This window comes from Hafnia paralvei ATCC 29927, from assembly GCF_001655005.1.
Classification (GTDB): Bacteria; Pseudomonadota; Gammaproteobacteria; order Enterobacterales; family Enterobacteriaceae; genus Hafnia; species Hafnia paralvei.
The window spans coordinates 1-18,131 of the sequence record NZ_LXET01000053.1; the positions used below are offsets into that span (position 1 = coordinate 1).

Sequence of the window (18,131 nt, forward strand, 5' to 3'; positions counted from 1 at the left end):
ACCGGAGGCAAGCCCAACGCGGCGCACCGTGAAATACGGTGATAAAACACTCAATCCAATGGAGGTAAAACGGACAGGGAGTGTCCTTTCCCAACATGCTGATAACAAGCTCAGGACTGAAACCCACTCAGCATCGCTTCCGCCATCACCCAGAGAGCCCGGTTGAGCTTCACATCGCCGTCGATACCACGCACGGCGCGGGTATGTGTTCGCCCACCTTTTGCACTCCGGCCACTGAGCCCGCCCTTAATCAGGTTCTCCTGAATACGCTGGTATGTGGTCCACAGGTCATTGCTCTCATCCTGCCAGCGGCGTGGGGAGAGTATCTGAGGTGCTGTCACCGGCTGGTGGTCCTCACCAAAACGGTACGTCAGTGCAGCCTGTGCCAGAGCCTGTTGTGCAGGTGGCGGCAGCATCAGCGACTGCATGGCATCCCGCTTCTCTTCCACACGGTCAAAAATACCCAGCACTTCATACGCCCCCTCAATCACCTGACTCACGACATCTCCTTTGTGCGGTACCCGCACCTCGCCGAACGATTCACCGCAGACAAGCCCGTTCTGGCATACCGCACGGAATAATCCCGGTAACATCTGATACGAGCTGGTGCCGTCATGAGAATTGAGCAGAATGATTTCTGGGACTTGCTTGCCAGTAATTTGTCCCTCCCGGCGCAGACGTAACATATGCTTTGTATGCTCGCGACGCCCTGGGTCACGCACCCGGGTCTGGCAGGCAAAGAAAGGCTGAAAGCCTTCACACTGCAGATTTTCAAGAACGGTAATGGTTGGTATCCAGGTATACCGTGCGCTACGAGACGCATGCTTCTCCTCGCTGAAGACACTGGGCACTACACGAAACAGCTCTTCCTGGGTTAACGGACGGTCACGACGAATAAGGTTTGCTGCGCCAAAGCGCGAAGCCAGACGGGTCATAAGCAGACTCCTCATGATGGAAAATTAAATACAAAAAGCCCCGCCGCAAAATCGCGGCAGGGCTCAGGAAACTACGGGTTAGAAGGGTTAATGTTCAGAAGAAGAAATTCCAGACTGCACGGGCGACTGATACCACGATGTCGCGCACAGACTGGATGACTGACCGAACCTGGGCCGGTATCAGGGGCATGGAACTTACTGTATCCAGTACCGAGCCGACCGTTTCACCAAAATCGTCACGGGCTTTTTTATTAACGGCATCGGTACGAAGTGGCGCACTGAGTTGTACTGCCACCTGACTACTGGCCTCCCGTGGCAAGCAACGAATCATCCGCTCAGCCATCATCCGCAGCCCCCACTGCAAACGTATCGACACCGCACAGACAGGGTTTACAGGTTGGAACAACTCATGCAGCAGACAGATTTTGAGGCTGATATTTCGTTTCTGCTCTGTAGACAGCTTTTCACCACCGCAGGTGGGTTCAACCTTGTCAGACTGGCTGATAACAAACAACACCTTATGCCGGTATGCTTCACCAATCACCTGCCGGTAAAAATGTTCATCTACGGCCAGCGCCCGATCATCACCCTTAATCAACCACAGAACCAGATCCAGCTGGGGGAGCTGTTTACGGTACAGCGTGGCATACTCTGTATCCCGGCGCTCAGACTCCCCGACGCCGGGTAAATCCACCAGCGTCATAAAGCGCTTCCCCACTTGCAGGCGAAAGCGTAAGGGTTCGCGTGTGCAGGCGGTCACATCGCTGACCGGTGAAATCTCACCGGTAAACAGGGCATTACATAAGCTGCTCTTGCCCGAGCCAGTTTTACCCATGATGCCAATCACCGGCTCATAGTCAGTAAGCTGATTTATCTGCTGCAGAATACGCTCTGATGCCCAGTGCGGCAGGTTAGAAAGCGAATGCTGCAGTGACTGTAAACCTTCAAATTGATTCATTACTGCTCCTCTGAAATGAAAACAAAAAAGGCAAGACCGTGAGGTTCTGCCTTTAATGAGGTATGTTCAGGGGAATGATATATATCTGAATATTTTTAGAATGCTGATAGGCCGTTCTGTGCCAGAAGCGGATGTTACTTCTTGCATATTTCAATTTTCTTCTCCCCACAGCGGTGTATCTCCTAACGCTTTAGCAATAAAATCAACAAAGCTGCGAACCTTGAAAGGAATACGGATCGCGCTGGGATAAACAGCCTGAATAGTAAGTTCAGTCGTCCGGTATGCTGGCAGCAGCTTTATCAGCTTGCCCTGCTTAATATGCTCGCCAAAAACAAAGTTGGGCCCGTAAGCAATGCCTGTTCCGGCCAGTACGGATTCAAGAAGCAACTGAATGTTATTGGCAGTCATACGGCATGGGCCTTCAATACTGTGCGGCCTGCCTTGTGCATCATAAATCGTCCAGTCTCCCGCTGAAACCGCCTGGCTGAACGCCAGTCGAGGCGCACGGGAAAGATCATCCGGCGTCTCTGGTGTGCCATGTTTTTTCAAATACTCCGGTGAAGCGCACAAAACCATCCTGCAAGGTGCCAGCCGCCGCGTAACCAGTGTCGGATCCTCAAAACGCCCAACTCGGATGGCAACATCGATTCGATTTTCGAGCAGATCGGCGTATTTATCCTCCAGTACAACGTCCAGACTGACCTCCGGAAATTGCTCCAGGTAGCGTGATACGATCCTACCAAGATGCATTGCACCGAAGGCGACCGGTGCTGCAACGCGAAGCAACCCCTTCGGTGTTTTCTGAACATCACTGGCTTCCCGGTTCGCATCCTCAAGAACCTCAAGAATAACTTTGCAACGTTCATAATACCGCTCACCGGCATCCGTCAGGCTAAGACGGCGTGTTGAACGCTGAAGAAGTCGTACATTTAGATCAGATTCTATAGCGCTGACATGCTTTCCTGCCATTGCAGCCGAAAGCTTAAAACGTCTCGCGGCGGCGGCGAAACTGCCTTCATCCACTGCCGCGATAAAAATCTGCATGCTGGTGAACCTGTCCATAACTTACCACCATTCGATAATCAGAGTATCGGCTGTCGACACAATTACGCTGATTATCATCACTCATGACAGCAATTACCATTACCTTAATGACATGAAGAGGCATGAGACGATGAAAATTAAGGTGAATGGAACGGGTATCCACATTGAGCAACAGGGCAGCGGTGAAATTGCACTGGTATTTTTGCATTATTATGGCGGTTCATCCCGTACATGGGAGAGCGTGATAAGTCAGTTACCTGACCACTACCGCACAGTTGCAATCGACCACCGGGGCTGGGGGGGCTCAGACGCACCTAAATCAGGATACCGAATTGGTGACCTTGCTCGGGATGCCGAAGGGGTTATTTCAGCGCTTGAGCTTAAACGCTACATTCTTATTGGCCATTCGATGGGGGGAAAAGTTGCCCAACTGATGGCGTCGCGTCGGCCTGCAGGTCTTGAAGGCCTGATGCTTATCGCTCCCTCTCCACCTTCACCTATGCGTCTCACGCCTGAGCAGCGCGATACGTTATCCAGCGCATATAACAGCCGCGAATCTGTCGGCTTTGTGATTGATAATGTCCTGACAGCGGGGGCACTAAGTTCTGCTCTGCGTGAACAGGTAATCGAGGACAGTTTGAGGGCCTCATCCGAGGCCAAAGAAGGCTGGCCTAATACGGCTATCGGCGAAGACATTACCCAGGAAGTGGCCTCAATTAATGTCCCTGTGACGGTCATTTCAGGGGAGTTGGATCGTGTAGACCTTCCGGCTACTCTGCAAAGAGAATTGCTGCCCCTTATTTCACATGCATCAATGTATATTATTCCAGACGTCGGACATCTCTTGCCTCTGGAGGCCCCTACAGAGGTCGCCAGCCACCTGTTAAAATTTACAGCCGCCATTGAAGGGGGGACAGCAGTCTACCATTCGCCTGTCGAAACGATAGCCGCGTTTGATGATGCTTTCAATGCAGGCAGGGTTGATGACCTGCTGGCTCTGTTCAGTAACCGTGCCACTATGAAAATGACTGATGGTGTGGTCATCGAAAGCGATCCTGAAAAGCTTCGGGACACTTTTTTGTCACTGACATCATCCCAGCCAGTTATCAGAAACCATATCCGCTCGATCCTCTCCGCCGGTGAAATTGCTCTGCTTATTATTGACTGGACTTTGACCATAACCACCAAGGATAGAACACTGCACGAAGAGTCCGGTACAGCAACGCAGGTGTTGTTGCGAAGCGTTGACGGAGGTTGGCGGCTGCTGATTTCAAATCCATCAGGAACGTAGTGAGTTCAGTAAGAATAGCTTGCGCTAGCAATATCGCGTGGCTGCAGAGAGGTAAGTGACATCCGCCACCACCCGCATGCCGTTTTAAGGCATGCGGTAATAACGATGAGCGCAAGATTGCTGTTATGTCTTGCTGCTTTCGGAGCGCCTGCTTTTCGCTCACAGCGGACCTTCAAACCAGCCATCTCGTCCTCTCTGTGCCGAAAGCTGAAGTAGCTAATAGCACTTATTGTTGATCAATGAAGAGCTGGTCAATTGAATAGGCTAATTTAATTGATAGCTAGCGTAACTATGAGGAGACACACTCATAGTGATGAGCGTGTTCCCATATAAATGATCAGATTATGATAACGCAGCTCGTTCATAAAGAGGCATAATCTCTTGATAAACCTGATTGTAAAGCTCTGATTTTAGCAGACTGTATTTTTCAGTCATAATAAGTGTTTTAAACTGATTCGTTTCTCTTTCAAATGAAACTGAGCCGATAATTAGCTGGCTATTAGTTGATAAACCATTAATACATAAATCGAATAACTTTTTTGTTGTGCGCGGATCTGGATCTTGTTGTTTAGGCGAGTCAATTACTACTGGAAGCATAGGACTTGTCGATTTATCTTCTATTGTTTTTAGAAGAGCATAGTGATAAGCCAATATTGACCTTGGAGCACGGCTGCCTGTTTCGCTCTTAGAAATCGGACCATATTGAAGAATAGTTCCAACTTTAGGATCTTTGATACCTAACTCAGTTTGCGCAAACTTCAGTGACTCTTTAAACTTATCATTGATTTCTTTTGCTCGCTTTTTATCTTCGAACTTTGCTATTTCTTTTGAAAGCTGAGTTCTAGCAACATCCAATTCGCCTATTTTTAGCAGTAATTCGTTAATTTGCTCATCGAAAGTTACCTCAACCTGCTTACTTGCTTGAGACTTAATAACGTCTTGAAGAGTCAGTTGCTCTTTGACTTCCAGAAGCATGTTTTTGAGTTCTGAGCTTAAGCTTATAGCCTGTTTCAAATCTTCTTTAATTTTAGAGAGTTGATCATCATATACAGATTTTTCCTCATACAACTTTGGTATGATTTGCAATAGCTTTTCTTTATTCTCAAGTACTACATATCTCGCTTCTAAGCCTGCCGATGGTAGCAAAGAATCTATATCATTTTCATCGAGCTGTCTTTTTGATTCCTCTATTTCTGTTACTAATTCATCTCGTAGAGATAATATTTTTATGAGCTTAATTCTGTATTCTGTTTCTTCTTGATGTAAGTCTTGGCACTTACGAAGGAAACGTTCCAGCAGCTCTTCATAATATTTTACATCCACATCGAAAAGTACTCTTCCAAATGACTCTTCGAATCGCTTTTTAGCTCTCTTTAGAGCTTTTAACGTCGTTCGGATTTCAACAAGATCGATATCAATTAAATTAATCTTTCCTTGTAAAGTATAGTACTCCTTTGGTTTTACACCAGTATGAAAATTCAAGATATTTTTTTGCCAGTCCTCATACATAGCCAAACTGCTAAATGAATCTAAAACCTTCCCCCAACCGTTATCTTGATCAATATAGTAAGGGAGATAAAGACTTGCTGGTTGTGCTTGTCCCTGAACCAAATTAGTTTTAGTCACAAGCTCCAAATTGAAATCAAAGACATCACGCACAGCTAATGCAATCTCTGCACGAGAGCTAGAGGTCACTAAGTGATGCTCTTGTCCTGCTGTTATATCGAAAATGGAAATACGTTTTTCGTGGCGAAGAAACGCATAGTCACGATTATTAACACAAATAACAACTTTTGAAACAAAGTTATCTTCTTTCCACTTTTTATCCAGTCGAACATCAGCACCTAATGTATGATATAAGCTCTTAATAAAGCTAGACTTACCTGTGTCGTTCTCACCTGTAATGATATTAATATCAGGTGAGAACTTGAAGGAGAATCCTTTCTTATCGCGAAGGGATAATATATGAGCACTTTTAAAGTATATGCTTTTCATTATTCACCTCCCTCTAAGAGCTTCTGGATTATTGAGTAAATAACTATGCATTCTTTCTTCCCTGACTTTAAAGTCAATGCATAATCTGGACAAAGTGCATCAATTTTGTACATGGTTTCAGTTAGATATAATTTCAAATCCGAGTGAGCACTCGCCTCATCGTAAAGGCTAATTGCATATTCTAGATATACAGTCGAAGGATTTTTTTTGTTTTGGTTAAGGTCGATGCAAACTTGTGAGAACATGGCTTGCAGGATAATGAGCTGAAGCGATGTTTTGCCAAGATCATTGAATAGGGGACTAGCTTTGTCCCAATCAGGCTTTAAACTATTACTTGCATTCAAGGAATCAAGCACACCATTCAATGCTTCTGATGAGAAACCCTTTCGTGAGATAAGTTCAGGAAAATTAATAATATCTGCGGATTTTACCTTGGATTTTTCTCGACACGCCTGTTCAAGCAAAGAAGCTAATGCATTAACACTCAGGCTAATGCTATCGCCAAACTTCTTGCTAAGGAAATCGCATAGTTTACCTTTTAGATGTGTAATGTGGTCATCTAGGCTTAATGAGGATTGAACGAAACGCATAACAGAAAGATCGATACTGGAGTCATCAAGCTTTACTTGATCTTTGATTGCTTTCTTAAAGCTCGTCTGATACTCCACTTTGACTTCATTTGCACCAAAACAAGACTTACCACCGTTTTCCTCACATAGATTGAAAGAAGCATTAGTAACAAAAAGGAGCTTGGGTGAATATTCGGCGAAATTCTTTTGATGAATAAATAACTTACCGATGATAGATATGGGGTTCTTCTTGGTGCTATTACTAAGAGTGGATGCAGTCCAGTGTTTCTCTCTTGTTTTTACTTGAGCAAATGTGAGTTGTGTTGGAGAAACTTCGTCATCAAGAATAAGAACATCATCATGATATTCGAAGATAAACACATAGTTCTTTTCATCTAGTTCATATTCCAGCATTTGAGATAAAGCCCAGCAAGTTTGATAGTCAAACCCACGTTGAGCAATCTCACCGCCTCTTTCAGACTGCGGAATACTAACTAATGTTTCAGCTAACCCCATATACTCCCTTATGTTTAGTTCAATGGACTCGCGTAACAACATCATTAATCCGATTGAATACAAATAGTAGCATTAGCACGAACTATTGGGTAACACATTCTGAAAGTTAAAAATATGTGAGTTGCAACATCGAAACAGGGAAGCTAAGTAAGCGACTTTGTCTCTAGCGAAGTCATAGCTCTATTCGTTCAGAGGAGGACCAAGAGTCTTTGAAGTACGTGCTGGCGGCGCTCGCCAAGCGTTTTGGAGGCGATGAACATGGTGAAGACTATGAGAAGGTGCGATCGGTTGCCTTCACACGTTTCTACGGCGAGGACGACGAAGATGGTCTTGTTAGTCTGCAGCGTTTCGCAGTTGGGTTAGTCCAGAGCTTGATGGCTGAGATTGTGACCTGCTCCTAGATGATTAATACGCCACTATGCTGGTAATGTCAGCAGATCGCTCATAAGGGACAACCATACTCAAATCTCCCACATTGCAGGAGATTTGAGTATGAACACGTCACCGTGGAACAAAGACCGTATCATAGGCCAAAAAAGGCCACTTCAGATATCTCATATCTGGGGTATCCGAATCCGACTTGAACTGGAAGGTAAAACGCGCGATTTAGCTCTGTTCAATATGGCACTGGACAGTAAGCTTCGAGGCTGTGATCTGGTCAAACTCAAAGTATCTGATGTTGCATATGGTAGCTCTGTTTCGAGCAGAGCAACGGTATTGCAACAGAAAACCGGTAGCCCTGTGCAATTTGAGATAACCAAAGGGACAAGAGAAGCTGTTGCTGCATTGATAAAGCTTGGCAATTTGCACAGTAAAGACTTCTTGTTTCGGTCTCGGATCGGAACTAACCAGCATATTTCAACCCGGCAATACAACCGAATCTTTCATGGGTGGGTAGCAAAGCTTGGTCTCGAAGAGACGCTTTACAGCACACATTCCATGAGAAGAACAAAACCTTACCTGATCTACAAGAAAACCAAGAATCTCCGGGTGATCCAACTTCTGTTGGGTCATAAGAAACTGGAAAGCACAGTCCGTTATCTGGGCATTGAAGTCGATGATGCGTTAGAGATTTCTGAATCGATTGAAGTCTAAGGTTATCAGGGCTGCAACAGCAGCCCTGTGCCAGAAGCGGACTTTTTAAAAATATTGCGTGCCCAACAATTGGGCGCAGGTCACATCAAGTACCCTCAGAATTATAGAGAATACCTGAAATTTTTGTAGAGCGAGGTTTGTTACCCTGCCCGACCAGCGACATGTGGTTAGTTTAGTGATCAGAAATGTCGAGCGTTTGGTCGTTCATTGACGCGGGATCTTCCAACGGTTCCACATGAGTGGTGATATGGATAAAAGGCAGTGCGGTGCGGATATCATTCTCTATACGCTCGGCCCAGTCGTGCCCATATTGAACAGTCCATCGCCCAGGAACTAGGATGTGCATTGTCATAAACGCCCGCCCGCCAGCCTGGCGTGTACGTAGTGCATGGAAATCAAGCCCCTGTTCACGATATCCTGCCAGCAGTGACTCGATTTTTTTGAGTTCTTCCGTGGGTAGCGATACGTCCATCAGACCTGCAGCTGAACGACTCATAAGCTGATAACCAGTCCAAACGATGTTGGCTGCGACCAGCAATGCAACGATCGGATCGACCCAAAACCAGCCGGTCAGATAAACCAGTCCGACACCAAAAATGACACCGACCGACGTCCAGACATCGGTCAGCAGGTGATGAGCATCTGCCTCAAGAGTGATAGAGTTGTGCTGCCTGCCAGCCCTTAACAAAATGCGAGCCGTCACAAAATTAAGGATTGATGCGACTGTTGAAACCAGTAATCCGAGACCAATCTCCTCAAGCGGCTGTGGAGTTAACATCCGCTCAACTGCGGTATAGGCGATACTGGCTGCCGCCAATAGGATCAGAAATCCTTCGAAAGCACTCGAGAAATATTCGGCTTTGCCGTGCCCATATGCATGGTTCTCATCGGCCGGAAGCGCAGCCAAGGTCAGCATCCAGAGCGCCATTAGGGCTCCTGCGAGGTTAACTACGGATTCGATGGCATCAGATAGCAGACCGACCGAACCGGTCATTTTCCACGCCACACCTTTGAGTCCGATAGTGGCAATAGCCGTGGCAATGGAAAGCCAAGCGTAGTGCGTCAGCGGACGAGGTAACCCTTTTGTTTTAGTCATTATTAACTTCCTAAAATAGGACGACTAACTCACATTTCTATCCATGATAGATAATTAAACAATCATTTCGCCATGAATATTTTTTCGTTTTTATTAAATTTAATTAAAAAGTCTCTGCAAGTGCTGTTTCATCTTCTAGTAAACTAAATTTTATTTTTAGGGTTTTCTTCAACTTGAAGTAATATTATCTCACAACAGATTAGTCACTTAGGTTAACTGAGCGGCTTTTATATTTTTCAATTAAAATATGCAAAACTCCCATTGCACCATGTGCATAAAAATAGACCTCAATGAAAGTAGTAAAGAACTTATGCCAGTGGATTACTGTTTCAGCCAGATTTGACTGCATGGTATTCAACAAGAACCATAGGCCACCTGAAAGTGCTACAATTAGCAATGCTAGAACTCCAAATCCTTGGATTGTACTGGCAATACCTCCCGAATGTGCATCGGGCAGTCGGAAACTAGTCAACGTTTTTATATCTTGCTTAATACCACTAAAGTCAAGCCCTACCCATGAAAAATAATAAGTAAAACCTCTTTGAGTAAGCATCCAACTTAACATAATAAAACCACAAATAATCAGTCCTAACCCTGAAATAATGTGCATCCAGGTTATAACTCCTTCAAGACTATGTTCACCAATTGCTTCGGTCTCTGTCAGATTAGAGTTAATAATTTGTGATAATATTAGAAATGCCACAATGATGTGAAGAATACGAAAAAAAGGAGCGTAATCATGGGGTAATAGATTCCAGAGTCGCAATTTCATTAATGAGTCCTTAGTAAATTTATCGATGATCTTAATCATACAAAAGAATTATTAGGATAACCTTAATTCTTAAAATTGCAGCAGGCATTAGTTCACCTCTGATATGGCCACTTGCGAAATGGGAATGGTAACTGTTATTACTATGTGTTTACTTGCTGTTCTTGTTACGCAGCCCCTTAAACACATTACTTTCAAATATGATTTCCTGCTGGGTTTAAATATGTGTCTTTCTATAGTGCGGCAACCTATTTTTACACCAACTCATGAATTAAATAAGAATCATAAATTAAATGAGAGGTTTAATTCTCTTGCTTAACGCGATGATATTAAATGGAAATTTTAATTTTTGTAATTTATTAAACAGTTAGAATGAGACATGGTAAATACGATCTTCCTTTAGATAATTCTGATAGCACTTTTTCTACTGGGCAGTCTGCAATGTCCGCTTCTCGCTCACAACGGACCTTCAGCTCAGTTAGTTCTAACCGCTTCGTGCTGTGAGTTCAACGGGTCTATGCAACCTGAATACGGGGCACTTGATGGTTATATCGCCCGGCAGGATGACGATATCGACTGGCCGCTGAAGCGCGATAATCCGACAGAAGATCATGGCTATGCAGCATTCATTTCGGAGAAAATTACTGGAGGTCGCTCTGATGGCTATTAACGGTAAGAGCTGGATTTTTCTGGGGCTCACTATTTCTCCTTTTGCTACGCCCGACCCTTTGGTGAAGTCAGTACTGAAAAATATTCACGAAACACTGGGTAATGCCGGATATTTCTTCATTGCTTTCCATGCGGCAGCGGCGTTGCTTCATCACTATGTCCAGAAGGACAACACACTATGTAGAATGCTTCCTGATCACAACAAGCCGATTTAATTTGTGTTTCTGCCGGGGGAGCGTCTTCCCGGCAGCAATATTGCTGCCCTCAACGCTTCGTTATATCCCCTGTAGCCCTGGTTCATGTCAGACAGAATGCCTGCAGCTCAGTACTGTATATTCTTTATCACATTGCTGACTTTCACCTGCACAAGGTAATTCAACCTAGATGAGTCTGAGGTTGCCACGGGATAGATGAAAACGCATGGCATGGCAGGAACAAGAATCAACGTTACTTTTTGTCCTGGTAAACCACTGTGATGTTGTCTGGTTTTCTTAACGTCGGGGCCGTAGCAGGGTCAATCAGGTACACAGGTACTATCACGGCATTTTTCCCACTAAACAGAATTGGCACCCAGCAATGAACACGTGGGTCTCCTGTCGTCTCCGGGATACCACTTGTACCGTATGACATAAGATCAACCACATTAATAAAAAGCGCCTTACCTATATCAAAGAAAAACTCGTTAAAAACCACATCTTTTGCCAGCAAAATTACAGCATCACCTGCTGCCAGTTTTATTGGGGATGAAGAGTGTCCAGAGGTTTCAACATCAGCAAAAATAATCCTTTCGGTATAGATAAAACAGGCATAGCGGGCATCCTGTTCTGATCTTTCCAGGAGCGACTGACAGAACTCTTTGATATGTCGATTTTCGACCCTGCCAACTGCATTATCCCGACGGAGGTGTCGCTTATGTTCGCGAACATGCACCTTGCCATTGACGCTGTCAAAGTCGTACCCTTTTCCAACCTGAAGCTTACTCTCCCAGATCTCCATACAATACTTTTCAGCAGCTACAACATTTCTTCGGCGAGGCAAATCCTGCTGGTAGACACCAGACAGTAGCCGGGCCTTAAGTTCGTCCGCAAGCTGATAATAGCGATTAATATCTTTCAGTACCGGAACGGTGGCATCCAGCAATGTGGAAATAACCTGCGATCGTGAGATCTTCTGTTTTTTGCTGTATTCATCCACAACACGCAGAGTCTCAGAATTGGTTACATTGAAAGTGATTCGTTCTGACATGCCAATCACCTATTAAGCATTTTAGAAAAAGTGCATAACAATTAACCTTAAACACCTTTATTATCAACAAGTTTATTCTATTGCTCTTTCTCTTTAGTTATCAATTCATAGTAACATGCTCTCACGTAAAAATACTGAATATGATGCTGTCAGGACAGCCTGGATACCAGGAGCGAACATTTGGGTTTTTAGTATAATTAAGGTCTTCATGTTTTAAGAACTTCCTCTTCATATCCCCTTCCCCAGTGATCCGCTTACCCCGTCTGTATATCTTCTGTCCCCACAGTACTGCTCAGTAAACAGAAATACTGTGACTTTCCTGCATAAAAATTACATATCACCACCTTCCTTTGTACACACACTACAGAGGATTAAATCATGGACTTTCCCTGGCCCTGGAATCGCAAATACACAATGAACTGGTTCCTGTTGTCGTTACTGAACCACCATCTTGATCAGCTACTGGAACGTTACTCCCGCCTTCAGCCCCTCAGACTCGATGTGTTCTATCAGAATGACACATGGCGTTATAACCATCACGGATGGTACGAGACAGAAAGGGAGGTACGCCAGTTAACAGAACATCTGATGTTAGAGAGCAACATCGTGGGCCACTTCTGGGTACTGGAGTGTACTTCCCGACACAAATGCCATGCCCATATCGTGATGTATCTTGATGGTCACCATAACCAGGCCACCTTTCCGGTGGCTGAACAGGCGGGGGCTGCCTGGCAGAAGATTACACAGGGTGAGGGGTACCACAATCGCTGTGATCCCAAGAAGTGCTACGAAGCCGATATCACCCGCCCCGTCAATTACGATGATGCTGCAGCCATCGACAACCTGCGCTACATCATCAGCTATCTCGCCAAGGAGAAATCAAAATACGGGCAGACTTACTACGGGGCCAACGAGGTACCACCCGCGAGTGGACTGGGCAGACCGCGAGGGCTTCGATAAAACGACGCACTTTTTTACGTCAGTTCCGGTTGTTATGCCGGAGAAGGGTACAGTGATTCATCACACGACTCCGGTACTTACTTAGCTACCGGAGAATCTCACCATGGCAATTAAACCTTCCCTGCTTGAAGATCAGTTCGTTGATATGACTTTCATCACCCGCCTGCTGGGGGTCAGTGATAAGTGGATTTACCGACTCATCAAAGATGGCATATTTCCAAAACCCATCAAACTGGGGCGAAGTTCACGATGGCTACAGAGTGAAGTGGAAGCCTGGCTACAGGCGAGAATCCACGAATCACGCAGCTAAATACCTCTCCTTACATATCACTTTCCTGACAGGCAAACTCTTTATCCTCTCATAGCGGAGGTTTGCGGCTGCCTGTCATTCAGTATCCAGGGATAATCCACCATGAAAGAGACAAAGACGCGATATAACAGTTTGCTGGTCAGCTATCAACGTTGGCTAAACGGGTTCACAAAACTGGCCATCATAAATGGCATGTGTCATCCCAATATTCAGGCCAGCCACCATCTGATGGTGGGCAGTCTGTACTTTCCCGGCGCAGGGCAGATGACTGCAGTGGTACCACAGTGCCTTTACCGACTGATTTACGGAAGTCAGCATCCAGAGCCAGTGTCGGTATTGACTGATATGCAAATCAGCCTTGAGACAAGGCAAAAAACTTTACTGCACCACCCAATGTTGGAAGGGATATTACTGAGTGAATGTATCCGCCTCAAACAACGCCCACTGGCAAATAGGCTGATTAGCCTGTTACACCAATTCAGTTCACCGGAGCATCGCCACAAACTGGTCTGGCTATGTTGGTACGATTTGATGATGGGTGCGACGCTGGAAGACTGGTTGGATAACCTGAAACGTAAGGCACCTGAAGATCTAGGCTTGTGGCTGGTTGGACGGCAGGAGGAAAACATATCCCTCACGCAAATGATGGATGAATATCTGCTATTTACCGGCCACTAATATCAGTTCCGATCTGTGCCTAACCGTTTTACTCCTGGGAAAAAGAGCAGAGCTACTCCCCACTTTTTCTCAATGATGCTCCCCCTTTATCCAAAATGTTCAGGGGCAAGGCCCATTCACTATTGGTATTTATTGGAAGATACGATATTATTCTATAATTCCGGAAATATAGAAATGAGATATAAATGGAGCTTTCGAAAGCAGCAGAAACCCTGAAAGAGCTGGGTCATCCTACGCGCCTAAGCGTATACAGAGAGCTGGTTAAAGCCGGGCATGAAGGGCTACCGGTTGGCGAACTGCAGAAGCGGCTCGAAATCCCAGCGTCTACGTTGAGCCATCATCTTTCCTCGTTGATATCAGTTTCTTTGGTACGCCAGGAACGTCAGGGCAGAACGCTTTTTTGCCACGCTCGATATGAAAACCTTGAGGCTCTGATTGCCTTCCTGACAGAAGAATGCTGCTCAGGGACTAACGACTGCCTCCCCCTGCCCCAGAAGACGGAGAAGTAAAATGACAGGTGATCTTAAGAATGTTGATTCGGGTTTGTTCGACACCTCAATCACAGAGGCAAGATTCGGTGTTCCTGCCGTTCCCCATCCTCCACGTATCCTCATGTTGTACGGCTCTGTGCGCGAACGTTCCTACAGCCGACTGGCAACGGAAGAAGCGGCAAGGTTACTGACCGCCATGGGCGCAGAAGTGCGGATCTTCAATCCTTCTGGCTTGCCTCTTCCTGATGATGCGCCTGACTCGCATCCTAAAGTCATGGAACTGCGCGAGCTGGTTCGTTGGTCCGAAGGGATGGTGTGGTGTTCCCCTGAACGCCATGGTGCGATGACCGGCATCATGAAAGCCCAGATTGATTGGATACCGTTATCAGAAGGCGCTGTTCGCCCTTCGCAGGGTAAGACTCTGGCCGTTATGCAGGTCTGCGGTGGCTCTCAGTCTTTCAATGCCGTAAACCAGATGCGCATTCTTGGCCGCTGGATGCGGATGATCACCATCCCGAATCAGTCCTCTGTGGCAAAAGCCTGGCAGGAATTTGATGAAGATGGACGAATGAAACCGTCGTCTTATTACGACCGGATCGTGGATGTGATGGAAGAACTGGTGAAATTTACTCTGCTGACCCGAGGTAACTCAGCCTATCTCGTTGATCGCTACAGCGAACGAAAAGAGTCTGCAGAAGAACTTTCACGGCGGGTTAATCAGAGCAAAATTTGAGGGCTGGTATGAGTGATGTAACGGCATTCAACAACTGCATGAGCGTGTTCTGGCGGCAACATGAAGCCGAACTCTCTCGCTTTCTGACATCTAAGACAGGTGATAGCGAAAAAGCAGCAGACCTTCTGCAAGAGCTATTCCTGCGTGCCCGCGCTCATTCAGACAGTTTCTGCGAAATGGAGAATCCGCGAGCCTGGCTGTATCGGGCGGCGAGGAATCTGCTGATTGATGAGTACCGCACCACCAGGGAATTCGTTGAGCTGGAAGATGATGCCCCATTCACTGATGCATCCCCTGATGCAATCTCAACGCTGGATATTTGCCTGCCTGAAACATTGCAGGCATTACCTGAAGATGAGCGGTGGTTGATTGAAGAATCCGACCTTAACCGGCGTCCCCAGCAGTCCCTGGCCGATGAACTGGGAATCACGCTTACGGCGTTTAAATCCCGACTACTTCGGGCCAGAAAACACCTGAAAGAGACGATGACAGAACTTTGTCAGATTGAGGCGGATGACACGTCTTCCGTCTGCTGCCACAAAAAAATGAATTAATCGCGCATCTTTTCCCCACCACCTTCGTTTACCTCAGTGTAAAGCCAAATGACTAAACACTGAGGTAAACAGTCCATGTCAAAAATTGAGATCTTTGAAGCAGCAGGCTGCTGTGCAACCAGCAGCGTTGTAGTCAGTGACGAAGCCGTCAAATGGAACGCCAGCGCCGAATGGGCGAAAAAGAATGACGTTGATATACAGCGCTACAGCCTTGCGAAGAACCCGCAGCAGTTCCTGAATTCGCCGGTCATTAAAGAGTTTCTGAACACATCAGGGATGGAGTCTCTCCCTGTCACCTTGCTCGACGGCAAACTCGTGATGGCAGGCAAACTCCCGACTCGTGAAGATATCGCCCGTTGGGCAGGTATTCCGCTTAGTCAGGACTGGAGTGAAGACAGCACGCAACCACGCTGCTGCAGCATTCCACGTATGCCTTAATTCCAGAGGAGCAATCACTGATGAATATGCCATTTTTAAAAGACATTCCCCCGTTCATCTTCTTCACTGGCAAAGGTGGCGTGGGTAAAACATCCCTGGCCTGTGCTACTGCGGTATGGCTGGCCGATCAGGGTAAGAGAACGCTTCTGGTGAGTACCGATCCGGCTTCCAATGTCGGCCAAGTCTTTAGCCAGACTATCGGCCACCGAATCACAGATATCAGTACCGTAGAAAATCTTGCCGCGATGGAAGTTGATCCGATGGCTGCAGCACAGGCATATCGTGACCGAGTACTCGACCCGGTTCGCGGGCTGATGCCAGCCGATGTGGTCAGCAGCATTGAAGAACAGCTCTCCGGTTCATGCACTACGGAAATCGCGGCATTTGATGAGTTTACTGGTCTTCTTACCAACCATGAGTTGCGGGAAAAGTATGACCATATCGTATTTGATACTGCGCCAACCGGTCATACCATCCGTATGCTTGAGTTGCCGGGGGCCTGGAGCGGTTATCTCGAAGCGAACCCTGATGCCGCCGCTAACCTCGGGCCGCTGGTGGGGCTGGAGAAACAACAGCACCAGTACTCAGACGCGGTTAAGGCGCTGTCTGATGCAGCTCTCACGCGCTTGGTTCTGGTTGCCCGAGCCCAAGCTTCAACACTGAAAGAAGTCTCTCATACGCACGATGAGCTTTCTGCTATCGGTTTGCAGCATCAACACCTTGCCATTAATGGCGTGCTGCCGCCGTTTGCGGGTGAAAATGATCCACTGGCGCAAAGTATTCTGGCTCGAGAAGAAAAAGCATTACAGGCAATGCCAGAGAACCTGGCGAACCTTCCCCGCTCGCAGCTGTATCTGAAGCCATTTAATCTGGTCGGTCTGGAAGCGCTGCGTCAGTTATTTACGGAGAACAAAGCCTCGCTGCCGCTCCCTGCTACCACGCTGAATACTTTGGATTTACCGAAACTTGCCTCACTGGTAGATGAACTCAGCCTGACAGGTAAAGGTCTGGTAATGGCAATGGGTAAAGGTGGCGTGGGCAAAACGACTGTTGCAGCTTCGATCGCGGTATCGCTGGCAAAACGCGGTCATAAAGTCCATCTGACGACGTCCGATCCGGCAGCACATCTGTCTTATACGCTGGATGGCTCGCTGCCAAACCTTCAGGTCAGCCGTATCGATCCGAAGGTGGAGACAGAGCGCTATCGCCGCTTTGTGCTGGAAAATCAGGGCAAAGGATTAGACGCTGAGGGACTAGCAGTGCTGGAGGAAGATCTCCGCTCGCCATGTACTGAAGAGATCGCCGTGTTTCAGGCATTCTCGCGGATCATCAAAGAGGCAGACGATCATTTTGTTATTATGGACACCGCGCCAACAGGTCACACACTTCTGCTACTGGATGCAACAGGAGCCTATCACCGGGAAATGGTGCGTCAGATGGGGCAAACACATGACCATGTGATGACGCCAATGATGCAATTGCAGGACCCGGAGAAGACAAAGGTTATTATCGTGACGCTTGCCGAAACGACACCGGTACTTGAAGCGGCGAACCTACAGCAGGATTTACGTCGCGCTGGCATCGAGCCATGGGCATGGGTTGTGAATAACAGCCTGGCGGCAGCTGAACCGTCTTCACCTTTCCTGAAGACCAGGGCGAACCGCGAGTTGCCTCTCATCTCTGATGTGGAAGAGCAGTATGCAAAGCGTATTGCATTAACTGCGTTACAGAGCGAAGAGCCGGTAGGTATTGACCTACTGAAAGAAATGGCTAAGTAACCATGAA

20 protein-coding genes and 1 pseudogene are annotated in these 18,131 nt (G+C 46.7%); 13 read left to right on the plus strand and 8 right to left on the minus strand.

The genetic code is table 11. From position 1 onward, the window contains the following. Positions 1-110 precede the first annotated feature (110 nt). From M988_RS16655 to M988_RS16665, 3 genes are all read right to left on the minus strand, one after another. Positions 111-935 carry a DUF932 domain-containing protein gene (locus M988_RS16655; protein ID WP_000197385.1) on the minus strand — a complete coding sequence of 275 codons (825 nt, stop codon included), beginning with the start codon at positions 933-935 and terminating at the stop codon, positions 111-113. A gap of 94 nt (positions 936-1,029) precedes the next feature. After that, entirely contained in the window at positions 1,030-1,893 is an 864-nt protein-coding gene (locus tag M988_RS16660; protein WP_001071225.1) for a GTPase family protein, read from the minus strand. A gap of 150 nt (positions 1,894-2,043) precedes the next feature. Next, entirely contained in the window at positions 2,044-2,937 is an 894-nt protein-coding gene (locus M988_RS16665; protein ID WP_004958616.1) for a LysR family transcriptional regulator, read from the minus strand. 130 nt (positions 2,938-3,067) lie between these two features. Between M988_RS16665 and M988_RS16670 the strand changes: the two genes are divergently transcribed. Next, positions 3,068-4,228, plus strand: a complete 1,161-nt coding sequence (locus M988_RS16670; protein ID WP_227660412.1) for an alpha/beta fold hydrolase — start codon at positions 3,068-3,070, stop codon at positions 4,226-4,228. A gap of 342 nt (positions 4,229-4,570) precedes the next feature. On the opposite strand, the gene M988_RS16680 is transcribed toward M988_RS16670, so the two are convergent. Next, positions 4,571-6,223 carry a coiled-coil domain-containing protein gene (locus tag M988_RS16680; protein ID WP_001575467.1) on the minus strand — a complete coding sequence of 551 codons (1,653 nt, stop codon included), beginning with the start codon at positions 6,221-6,223 and terminating at the stop codon, positions 4,571-4,573. Further along, positions 6,223-7,308, minus strand: a complete 1,086-nt coding sequence (locus tag M988_RS16685; RefSeq protein ID WP_000521770.1) for a DUF4297 domain-containing protein — start codon at positions 7,306-7,308, stop codon at positions 6,223-6,225. Before M988_RS16685 ends, M988_RS16680 begins: the two co-directional genes overlap by 1 nt. Positions 7,309-7,526: 218 nt before the next feature. On the opposite strand from M988_RS16685, the gene M988_RS16690 reads away from it, so the two are divergent. Both M988_RS16690 and M988_RS16695 read left to right on the plus strand, forming a co-directional pair. Continuing rightward, positions 7,527-7,709: a hypothetical protein gene (locus tag M988_RS16690; RefSeq protein WP_000878752.1), complete on the plus strand. Its 183-nt coding sequence runs from the start codon at positions 7,527-7,529 to the stop codon at positions 7,707-7,709. Positions 7,710-7,800: 91 nt separating this feature from the next. Continuing rightward, positions 7,801-8,403: a site-specific integrase gene (locus M988_RS16695; RefSeq protein ID WP_016538085.1), complete on the plus strand. Its 603-nt coding sequence runs from the start codon at positions 7,801-7,803 to the stop codon at positions 8,401-8,403. 172 nt (positions 8,404-8,575) lie between these two features. Here the strand turns inward: M988_RS16695 and M988_RS16700 are convergent, their stop codons facing one another. Both M988_RS16700 and M988_RS16705 read right to left on the minus strand, forming a co-directional pair. Then, on the minus strand, positions 8,576-9,499 hold the full coding sequence (locus M988_RS16700) for a cation diffusion facilitator family transporter (protein ID WP_000167917.1): 924 nt from the start codon (positions 9,497-9,499) through the stop codon (positions 8,576-8,578). Between the two features lie 199 nt (positions 9,500-9,698). After that, the gene (locus tag M988_RS16705) at positions 9,699-10,271 is read right to left on the minus strand and encodes a cytochrome b/b6 domain-containing protein (RefSeq protein WP_001515348.1); all 573 of its coding nucleotides are present in this window, start codon (positions 10,269-10,271) and stop codon (positions 9,699-9,701) included. Between the two features lie 514 nt (positions 10,272-10,785). Here M988_RS16705 and M988_RS22895 point away from each other — a divergent pair. Beyond that, positions 10,786-10,938, plus strand: a complete 153-nt coding sequence (locus M988_RS22895; RefSeq protein WP_156123960.1) for a hypothetical protein — start codon at positions 10,786-10,788, stop codon at positions 10,936-10,938. Beyond that, positions 10,910-11,152, plus strand: a pseudogene (locus M988_RS16710) (cytochrome b/b6 domain-containing protein); the annotation flags it as partial. The gene M988_RS22895 and the pseudogene M988_RS16710, both read left to right, overlap by 29 nt. A gap of 232 nt (positions 11,153-11,384) precedes the next feature. Here the strand turns inward: M988_RS16710 and M988_RS16715 are convergent. Further along, a complete protein-coding gene (locus M988_RS16715; protein ID WP_000003883.1) occupies positions 11,385-12,182 on the minus strand; it encodes a hypothetical protein in 798 nt (265 codons plus the stop codon). 378 nt (positions 12,183-12,560) lie between these two features. On the opposite strand from M988_RS16715, the gene M988_RS16720 reads away from it, so the two are divergent. From M988_RS16720 to arsA, 8 genes are all read left to right on the plus strand, one after another. Then, entirely contained in the window at positions 12,561-13,142 is a 582-nt protein-coding gene (locus M988_RS16720; RefSeq protein ID WP_000347296.1) for a YagK/YfjJ domain-containing protein, read from the plus strand. Positions 13,143-13,245: 103 nt separating this feature from the next. Then, a complete protein-coding gene (locus M988_RS16725; RefSeq protein ID WP_000985661.1) occupies positions 13,246-13,452 on the plus strand; it encodes a helix-turn-helix transcriptional regulator in 207 nt (68 codons plus the stop codon). Positions 13,453-13,554: 102 nt separating this feature from the next. After that, complete coding sequence (locus M988_RS16730; RefSeq protein WP_000665320.1) at positions 13,555-14,130, plus strand: hypothetical protein; 576 nt, start codon at positions 13,555-13,557, stop codon at positions 14,128-14,130. A 185-nt stretch (positions 14,131-14,315) separates the two neighbouring features. After that, positions 14,316-14,639: an ArsR/SmtB family transcription factor gene (locus tag M988_RS16735; RefSeq protein ID WP_000423544.1), complete on the plus strand. Its 324-nt coding sequence runs from the start codon at positions 14,316-14,318 to the stop codon at positions 14,637-14,639. A 1-nt stretch (position 14,640) separates the two neighbouring features. Further along, positions 14,641-15,354 (plus strand): arsenical resistance protein ArsH, encoded by a 714-nt coding sequence (gene arsH, locus M988_RS16740; RefSeq protein ID WP_000145398.1) that lies wholly within the window; start codon positions 14,641-14,643, stop codon positions 15,352-15,354. Between the two features lie 8 nt (positions 15,355-15,362). Continuing rightward, entirely contained in the window at positions 15,363-15,908 is a 546-nt protein-coding gene (locus tag M988_RS16745; RefSeq protein ID WP_001286343.1) for a sigma-70 family RNA polymerase sigma factor, read from the plus strand. Positions 15,909-15,983: 75 nt separating this feature from the next. Continuing rightward, positions 15,984-16,346 (plus strand): arsenic metallochaperone ArsD family protein, encoded by a 363-nt coding sequence (locus tag M988_RS16750; RefSeq protein ID WP_000034287.1) that lies wholly within the window; start codon positions 15,984-15,986, stop codon positions 16,344-16,346. Positions 16,347-16,366: 20 nt separating this feature from the next. Beyond that, on the plus strand, positions 16,367-18,124 hold the full coding sequence (gene arsA / locus M988_RS16755; RefSeq protein ID WP_001057013.1) for an arsenical pump-driving ATPase: 1,758 nt from the start codon (positions 16,367-16,369) through the stop codon (positions 18,122-18,124). The last annotated feature ends 7 nt before the right edge of the window (positions 18,125-18,131 follow it).

Coding starts and splice junctions, on each gene's coding strand:
- M988_RS16655 (WP_000197385.1), bottom strand. CDS start 935: ATGACCCGTCTGGCTTCGCGCTTTGGCGCAGCAAACCTTATTCGTCGT.
- M988_RS16660 (WP_001071225.1), bottom strand. CDS start 1,893: ATGAATCAATTTGAAGGTTTACAGTCACTGCAGCATTCGCTTTCTAAC.
- M988_RS16665 (WP_004958616.1), bottom strand. CDS start 2,937: ATGCAGATTTTTATCGCGGCAGTGGATGAAGGCAGTTTCGCCGCCGCC.
- M988_RS16670 (WP_227660412.1), top strand. CDS start 3,068: ATGAAAATTAAGGTGAATGGAACGGGTATCCACATTGAGCAACAGGGC.
- M988_RS16680 (WP_001575467.1), bottom strand. CDS start 6,223: ATGAAAAGCATATACTTTAAAAGTGCTCATATATTATCCCTTCGCGAT.
- M988_RS16685 (WP_000521770.1), bottom strand. CDS start 7,308: ATGGGGTTAGCTGAAACATTAGTTAGTATTCCGCAGTCTGAAAGAGGC.
- M988_RS16695 (WP_016538085.1), top strand. CDS start 7,801: ATGAACACGTCACCGTGGAACAAAGACCGTATCATAGGCCAAAAAAGG.
- M988_RS16700 (WP_000167917.1), bottom strand. CDS start 9,499: ATGACTAAAACAAAAGGGTTACCTCGTCCGCTGACGCACTACGCTTGG.
- M988_RS16705 (WP_001515348.1), bottom strand. CDS start 10,271: ATGAAATTGCGACTCTGGAATCTATTACCCCATGATTACGCTCCTTTT.
- M988_RS22895 (WP_156123960.1), top strand. CDS start 10,786: ATGCAACCTGAATACGGGGCACTTGATGGTTATATCGCCCGGCAGGAT.
- M988_RS16715 (WP_000003883.1), bottom strand. CDS start 12,182: ATGTCAGAACGAATCACTTTCAATGTAACCAATTCTGAGACTCTGCGT.
- M988_RS16720 (WP_000347296.1), top strand. CDS start 12,561: ATGGACTTTCCCTGGCCCTGGAATCGCAAATACACAATGAACTGGTTC.
- M988_RS16725 (WP_000985661.1), top strand. CDS start 13,246: ATGGCAATTAAACCTTCCCTGCTTGAAGATCAGTTCGTTGATATGACT.
- M988_RS16730 (WP_000665320.1), top strand. CDS start 13,555: ATGAAAGAGACAAAGACGCGATATAACAGTTTGCTGGTCAGCTATCAA.
- M988_RS16735 (WP_000423544.1), top strand. CDS start 14,316: ATGGAGCTTTCGAAAGCAGCAGAAACCCTGAAAGAGCTGGGTCATCCT.
- arsH (WP_000145398.1), top strand. CDS start 14,641: ATGACAGGTGATCTTAAGAATGTTGATTCGGGTTTGTTCGACACCTCA.
- M988_RS16745 (WP_001286343.1), top strand. CDS start 15,363: ATGAGTGATGTAACGGCATTCAACAACTGCATGAGCGTGTTCTGGCGG.
- M988_RS16750 (WP_000034287.1), top strand. CDS start 15,984: ATGTCAAAAATTGAGATCTTTGAAGCAGCAGGCTGCTGTGCAACCAGC.
- arsA (WP_001057013.1), top strand. CDS start 16,367: ATGAATATGCCATTTTTAAAAGACATTCCCCCGTTCATCTTCTTCACT.